The 5,521-nt window shown below is 69.2% G+C and carries 7 protein-coding genes; 2 read left to right on the forward strand and 5 right to left on the reverse strand.

Annotated features, from left to right (window positions below):
- The 4 genes from I55_RS03430 to cysE all read right to left on the reverse strand — a co-directional run.
- Nucleotides 1-533: YoaK family protein (locus I55_RS03430; protein WP_044559106.1), on the reverse strand; the 533-nt coding region annotated here is incomplete at its 3' end.
- Nucleotides 534-647: 114 nt separating this feature from the next.
- Entirely contained in the window at nucleotides 648-1,253 is a 606-nt protein-coding gene (locus I55_RS32700; protein WP_049973795.1) for a zinc ribbon domain-containing protein, read from the reverse strand.
- Between the two features lie 170 nt (nucleotides 1,254-1,423).
- A complete protein-coding gene (locus I55_RS03440; RefSeq protein ID WP_044559107.1) occupies nucleotides 1,424-2,596 on the reverse strand; it encodes a cysteine desulfurase family protein in 1,173 nt (390 codons plus the stop codon).
- 45 nt (nucleotides 2,597-2,641) lie between these two features.
- Nucleotides 2,642-3,367: a serine O-acetyltransferase gene (gene cysE, locus I55_RS03445; RefSeq protein ID WP_044559108.1), complete on the reverse strand. Its 726-nt coding sequence runs from the start codon at nucleotides 3,365-3,367 to the stop codon at nucleotides 2,642-2,644.
- A gap of 262 nt (nucleotides 3,368-3,629) precedes the next feature.
- On the opposite strand from cysE, the gene I55_RS03450 reads away from it, so the two are divergent.
- Entirely contained in the window at nucleotides 3,630-4,286 is a 657-nt protein-coding gene (locus tag I55_RS03450) for an alpha/beta hydrolase (protein WP_044559109.1), read from the forward strand.
- A gap of 79 nt (nucleotides 4,287-4,365) precedes the next feature.
- Nucleotides 4,366-5,145, forward strand: a complete 780-nt coding sequence (locus I55_RS03455) for an ABC transporter substrate-binding protein (RefSeq protein ID WP_044559110.1) — start codon at nucleotides 4,366-4,368, stop codon at nucleotides 5,143-5,145.
- Nucleotides 5,146-5,154: 9 nt separating this feature from the next.
- Here I55_RS03455 and I55_RS03460 read toward each other — a convergent pair.
- Nucleotides 5,155-5,521 (reverse strand): SDR family oxidoreductase (locus I55_RS03460; protein ID WP_044559112.1); only part of this gene is annotated, 367 nt, incomplete at its 5' end.

A 5,521-nucleotide genomic window follows, 5' to 3' on the forward strand; every position in this document is an offset into this window, starting at 1 on the left:
ATTCCCGTCATGTGGGTGGTGCGGATGCGAGCGCGCGAGATCTTGGTGATGATGGCGTTCTGCAGCCCCATGATGAAGCACAGCAGCGGCACCGCCACGCCCAGGAAATAGGGGATGTGCAGGCGCAGGGCCCCCAGCACGCCGAAGACCAGAAGAAGCGCCGCCTCCAGCGACAGGGGCAGGGCGTACTGGCTGGCGTTGCCCCGGCGTCGGCCCCAGTTGATCAGGATGGCGGAACAGGCGGCCCCGGCCAGGAAGGCGGCCAGCGCCCCCGCCCCCGCCGCCACCAGGCCCAGGGCGCCCAGCACCAGATTGTCGGCGAGACCGGACACCACCCCCGACATGTGCGAGGTGTACTGCCCCACCGCCAGGAAGCCGCCGGCGTTGGTCATGCCCGCGACGAAGCACAAGGCCACGGCCAATTGCGCGTCGGCCCGGTCGCTACGCTCCGGCACGACCAGGCGGCGCAGGCGATCCAGCGACCGTGGCGACCCATGCTGCACGGAAGAAACGCCGGCGTACAACTTGTCCATGCCCTGGCACCCTCCAAAACCCCGGCGGCCCCAGTCGGGGCTACACCGGCACGAGTCACAAACCTATGCCGGTGGCCCAGGATAGCGCCTGGGGATGGGGGGCGATCAAGCCGGTCAGTCGTCAACATCCGGCGGCGTGACGGCGCCCAACGCCTCGCCCAGCTGCTGGCAAAGGCCCAGGCGCTCGGCCAGGGCGGGCACGGCCGCCAGGTTGCCCTTGTGGAAAGCGGCGGAGAGGTCCACCAGCGTGCCGGCGATGGCGCCGATGACGCCCAGCGTCGCCTGTTCGAGCTGATCCTCGTCCACGGGGTTGGCGGCATGCAGGGCCGCCACCTGAGCCGCCAGGTCGGCCATGTCGGCATCCTCCGGCCCCTTGCCCGGCGTGCCCGGCAGTTCGCCCTCCGGCCGCACCAGGTCCAGCAGATAGCGGGCGCGGGCGGCGGGGTCGCGCAAGGTGACGTAGGCCTGTTCCACCGCCTGGCGGTAGCGCTCCGCCAGCGCCTTCTCCTGCGCGCCGCGGGACTTCAGCCGTTCCGGATCCAGGATGCGGGCGAATCCGGCGCGCTGGCGGTCCAGCACCGCGCGTTCCACATCGAAACGCCGTTCCAGGTTCAGGCGGGCGAAGGCGTCCAGGTCGGCCGGCGGCTGGATGGCGCCGCAGTTGTGGCAGAACAGGGCCCTGCCCGAAACCGGCTTGCCACAAGCCCAGCAGTCAGCCATGCCGCCCGATATTATTCCTGAGACGCCCTGCCCCGGGACGCCCTGCCCGGAGTTACCCCGCCCCGGACCACCTTGGGGAGGATCATCCCCATCCACACCATCGGCCATGCGCCAGCCTACCCCTGTTCCTTCATCCCGTGCAGTCGTGCAAAAGACGCCGGGGCGCCACCCTACTGCTGCCGCGCCGTCTGGGAAATGACAGACTGCATATCCTGAGGCGGTAGGGTCGCCTGCTGCGCCACCGGTGCTGGCCCACGCCGGGTATGGAGCGCGATCCAGGCATCGGCGAAGCGGGCCACATCCTCCGCCGTCGTGGGCCAGCCCAGGCTGACCCGGATGGCGGAACCGGCCAGATCCCCCCCCAGGCCCATGGCCGCCAGCACATGCGATGCAGCGACCTTGCCGCTGGAGCAGGCCGAGCCGCTGCTAACGGCGAAGCCCGCCAGATCCAGGGCCATGACCTGCGTCTCTCCCCGCCAGCCGGGCGTCACCAGGCAGCTGGTGTTGGCGACCCGGGGGGCGTCGGCACCCGCCACCAGCAGCCCGGGAGCCGCCGCGCGCAGGCGATCCTCCAGCCCATCGCGCAGGACGGCCAACCGGGCGAAACCTTCGACATCGCAGGCGGCCGCGGCGGCACCGAAGCCGACGATGCCGGCCACGTTCTCCGTCCCGGCCCGGCGGCGGCGTTCCTGCCCACCGCCACGCAGCAGGGGGACCACCGGCATACCGTCGCGCACCGCCAGCGCGCCCACGCCCTGGGGCCCACCGATCTTGTGCGCCGAGACGGTCAGGTAATCGGGGGCGATGGCGCCCCAGTCCCAGGCCAGGCGGCCCACCGCCTGGCTGGCGTCGCAATGGAACAACGCGCCGTGGCGGCGCGCCAAGGCCGCCGCCTCCGCCACCGGCTGGATGACGCCGGTCTCGTTGTTCACCGCCATGAGGGACAGCAGGGCCGGACGCCCGGCGGCGACCAACAGCGCCTCCAGCGCCACCAAGTCAACGACGCCGTCCCTGGTGACCGGACAACGGACGCCACCCTGGGCAGCCTCCAGCACGCTGGCGTGTTCGATGGCGCTGGTGATGATGGGCCGGTCGCCAGCGCTGGCCAACACCAGGGCGTTGGCCTCCGTCCCGCTGCCGGTGAAGGTCAGGGTTGCCGGCGGCAAGTTCAGGAGGGCCGCCACCTGGCGGCGCGCCACCTCAACCCGCCGGCGGGCCTCGCGCCCCTGGGCATGGACGGACGACGGGTTGCCCGGCAGGGACAGGACTTCCACCATGGCCGCCACCGCTTGGGGGCGGGGCGGGCAGGTGCCGTTATGGTCGAGATAGATCGGCAACGCCATGGGAGTTCGGACGGGGTGAACCGGAAAAAGAGTTGGGCGGACCGCTCAGCAGGGCGGACGGCCGGCCTTGCCGCAATCCTCGTCAAGGACGACGGCCGGGACCAGGGGGACGGGCGGCGGCACCCGCTCCAGTTCCTCGATCCGGCGGCTGAGGGTACTGACCTGGTCGGTCAGGGCCTGCAGCGCGCGGGCCACGGGGTCCGGCAGGTTGTTGCACGGGGTGCCGTAGGCCAGGAACTGGTCCTTTTCCGTCTTGGCCCTGGCGGTCACGGCCCGGGCCGGTATGCCCACCATGGTGGCGCCCGCCGCCACATCGGCCACCACCACGGCGTTGGCGCCGATACGCGCGCCCGCCCCGATGGTGATGGCGCCCAGGATCTTGGCGCCGGCGCCGATGATGACGTTGTCGCCCACGGTAGGATGGCGCTTGCCCTTGCTGAGCGAGGTCCCGCCCAGGGTGACCGCGTGATAGAGGTGGACGTTGCGGCCGATCTCTGCCGTTTCCCCGATCACCACGCCCATGCCGTGATCGATGAAGAAGCCGTCGCCGATGGTGGCGCCGGGATGGATTTCAATGCCGGTGCCCATGCGGGCGAGGTGCGAAATGAATCGACCCAGCGTCGGCCAGCCATGACGCCAGCAGTGGTTGGCCACACGGTACAACAACACAGCATGTAGGCCCGGATAGCACAGCAGAACCTCGACGGTGGAGCGCGCCGCCGGGTCGCGGGCTTTAATACCCTCGATCTCTTCTTGAAGACGCTTGAACACCGATGCGCTCGCTGTGGTATAAATCGCGCCCGGAATGGTCGTTCTGCCATCAAACGCAGCTTGACCGTCCCGAGGAACGGGGGGTCAGATTGTTCGATGCGTCCGCACACGGCTCCAGGAGGCCCAGCCTTGCGATATAAGATCGCCTGCTTGCCGGGTCAAGCGATGCCCGCGTTGACGGCCATGATCCGGCCGTTCTCCCCCCATGCGGCCCCCGCCATCACGGGTTCTAGTCCCCAGACAGCAGCGGAAACGGAGCACGATGCCTGAAGTCATCATCAATGGACCGGCCGGCCGGATCGAGGGACGCTACCTTCACGGCAAGTCGACCAACGCCCCAATCGCCCTGCTGCTGCATCCGCACCCGCAGTATGGCGGGACCATGAACAACAAGGTGGTCTACACCCTGTTCCACGCCTTCGCGCAGCGCGGCTTCTCCTGTCTGCGCTTCAATTTCCGGGGCGTGGGCCGCAGCCAGGGCACCTACGACCGGGGCGAAGGCGAACTGTCGGACGCCGCGTCGGCGCTGGACTGGCTGCAAACCTACAATCCCAACGCCACGGCCTGCTGGATCGGGGGCTTCTCCTTCGGCGCCTGGATCGGCATGCAGCTGCTGATGCGCCGGCCGGAGATCGACGGCTTCGTGTCGGTGGCCCCGCCGGCCAACATGTTCGACTTCAGTTTCCTGGCGCCCTGCCCCTCCTCGGGCCTGATCGTCCATGGCGACAAGGATGAATTGGTGCCGGACGCGGCGGTGACCAAGCTGGTCAACAAGCTGTCCAACCAGCGCGACATCAAGATCGACTTCAAGAAGGTCGAAGGCGCCAACCATTTCTTCAACGACCGCTCGGACGCGTTGAATGACGTGGTCGGGACCTATCTGGATGCCAACCTGGGCAAGACGCTTGCCGCCGAGTAAGGCCGCCCCACCCCCTTGTCTCTTATCGCGCCGCCCCGGAAAACGCGCCCTCAAGGCCGGTTTCTGGGCGGCGGTCCTGATGTTCTGCGGCGCGTCGGGGGCCCGCGCGGTCATTGACGAGGCCGCCCCCGCCAACCCGACCCTGGTCATGGTGTTCGCGGAACAGCCGCCGGTCCTGAATTGGAACCGGGAGGCCGGGCAGCCCTATGGTTCCCTGGTCGACCTGATGAACCGGATCGCGGTCCGCGCCGGCTTCACCCTGCTGTGGCAGGAACCCTGGACACGGCGGCGCCTGCTGGCCGACCTGGACGCCGGCCGCCAGCCGCTGTGCACCCTGAACTGGGCCCTGACACCGGAACGCGCCCAACACTTCAAATTCACCAATCCCCTGGGGCCGGCGCCGGACTGGGTGCTGCTGGTCCGCGCCAGCGACACCCGCATCGGCCCCGCCCCAACGCTCGACAGCCTTTTGGCCCGCCCCGACCTGGTCTTTGGCTTTTCCGACGGGTCCTGGGCCGATGAACGCTATGTCCAACCCAGGCTGGACACCCGTCAGGGCACCCAAACACCCGCAGGCGACGCCCCCAACCGTGAGCGGGTGCGGGCGGGCCAAAGCACGCTGGTCGCCATGCTACAGAAGGGCCGGGTGGATTACGTCCTGGTCAACCGGCTCACCCTGGACCGCATGCTGGCGGAACGCCACATCCCCGCAGCCGAACTGCGAACCATACCGGCCCCGGACAGCGGCCCTACCCAGCCCGGGCGCATCATGTGCACCCAGTCCACCGCCACCGCCGTCATCGACCGGCTGAATCAGGCAATCGCCGAGGAGGTCCGGGTTCCGATGGCCGGGGACTGACGGCCGGCTTTAGAGCGCCATGCCGCCGGAGACCTCGATGCGCTGGGCGTTGACCCAGCGGTTTCCCTCGCTCAGCAGGCTGGCGATCATGGGACCAATGTCGTCCGGCACGCCGGGCCGTCCCAAGGCGGTCATGTCCGACACCATCTTGTTGACCTGGGGATTGTCCCGGACCACGCCGCCGCTGAAGTCCGTCATGACGGCGCCGGGGGCGACCGTGTTGGCGGCGATGCGGCGCTCGCCCAGTTCCTTCGCCAGGTAACGGGTCAGGACCTCAACCGCCCCCTTCATGGCGGCGTAGGAGGCGCTGCCGGGGAAGGTGACGCGGGTCAGGCCGCTGGAGACGTTGACGATGCGCCCGCCATCGTTCATCAGC

Origin of the sequence: Azospirillum sp. B4, from assembly GCF_000333275.1 — a bacterium.
In the GTDB taxonomy this organism is placed as follows: domain Bacteria; phylum Pseudomonadota; class Alphaproteobacteria; order Azospirillales; family Azospirillaceae; genus Nitrospirillum.

What these genes read in the sequence shown, in the direction of transcription:
- I55_RS32700 (WP_049973795.1), bottom strand. Translation starts at nt 1,253, where the DNA reads ATGGCTGACTGCTGGGCTTGTGGCAAGCCGGTTTCGGGCAGGGCCCTG.
- I55_RS03440 (WP_044559107.1), bottom strand. Translation starts at nt 2,596, where the DNA reads ATGGCGTTGCCGATCTATCTCGACCATAACGGCACCTGCCCGCCCCGC.
- I55_RS03450 (WP_044559109.1), top strand. Translation starts at nt 3,630, where the DNA reads ATGCCTGAAGTCATCATCAATGGACCGGCCGGCCGGATCGAGGGACGC.
- I55_RS03455 (WP_044559110.1), top strand. Translation starts at nt 4,366, where the DNA reads ATGTTCTGCGGCGCGTCGGGGGCCCGCGCGGTCATTGACGAGGCCGCC.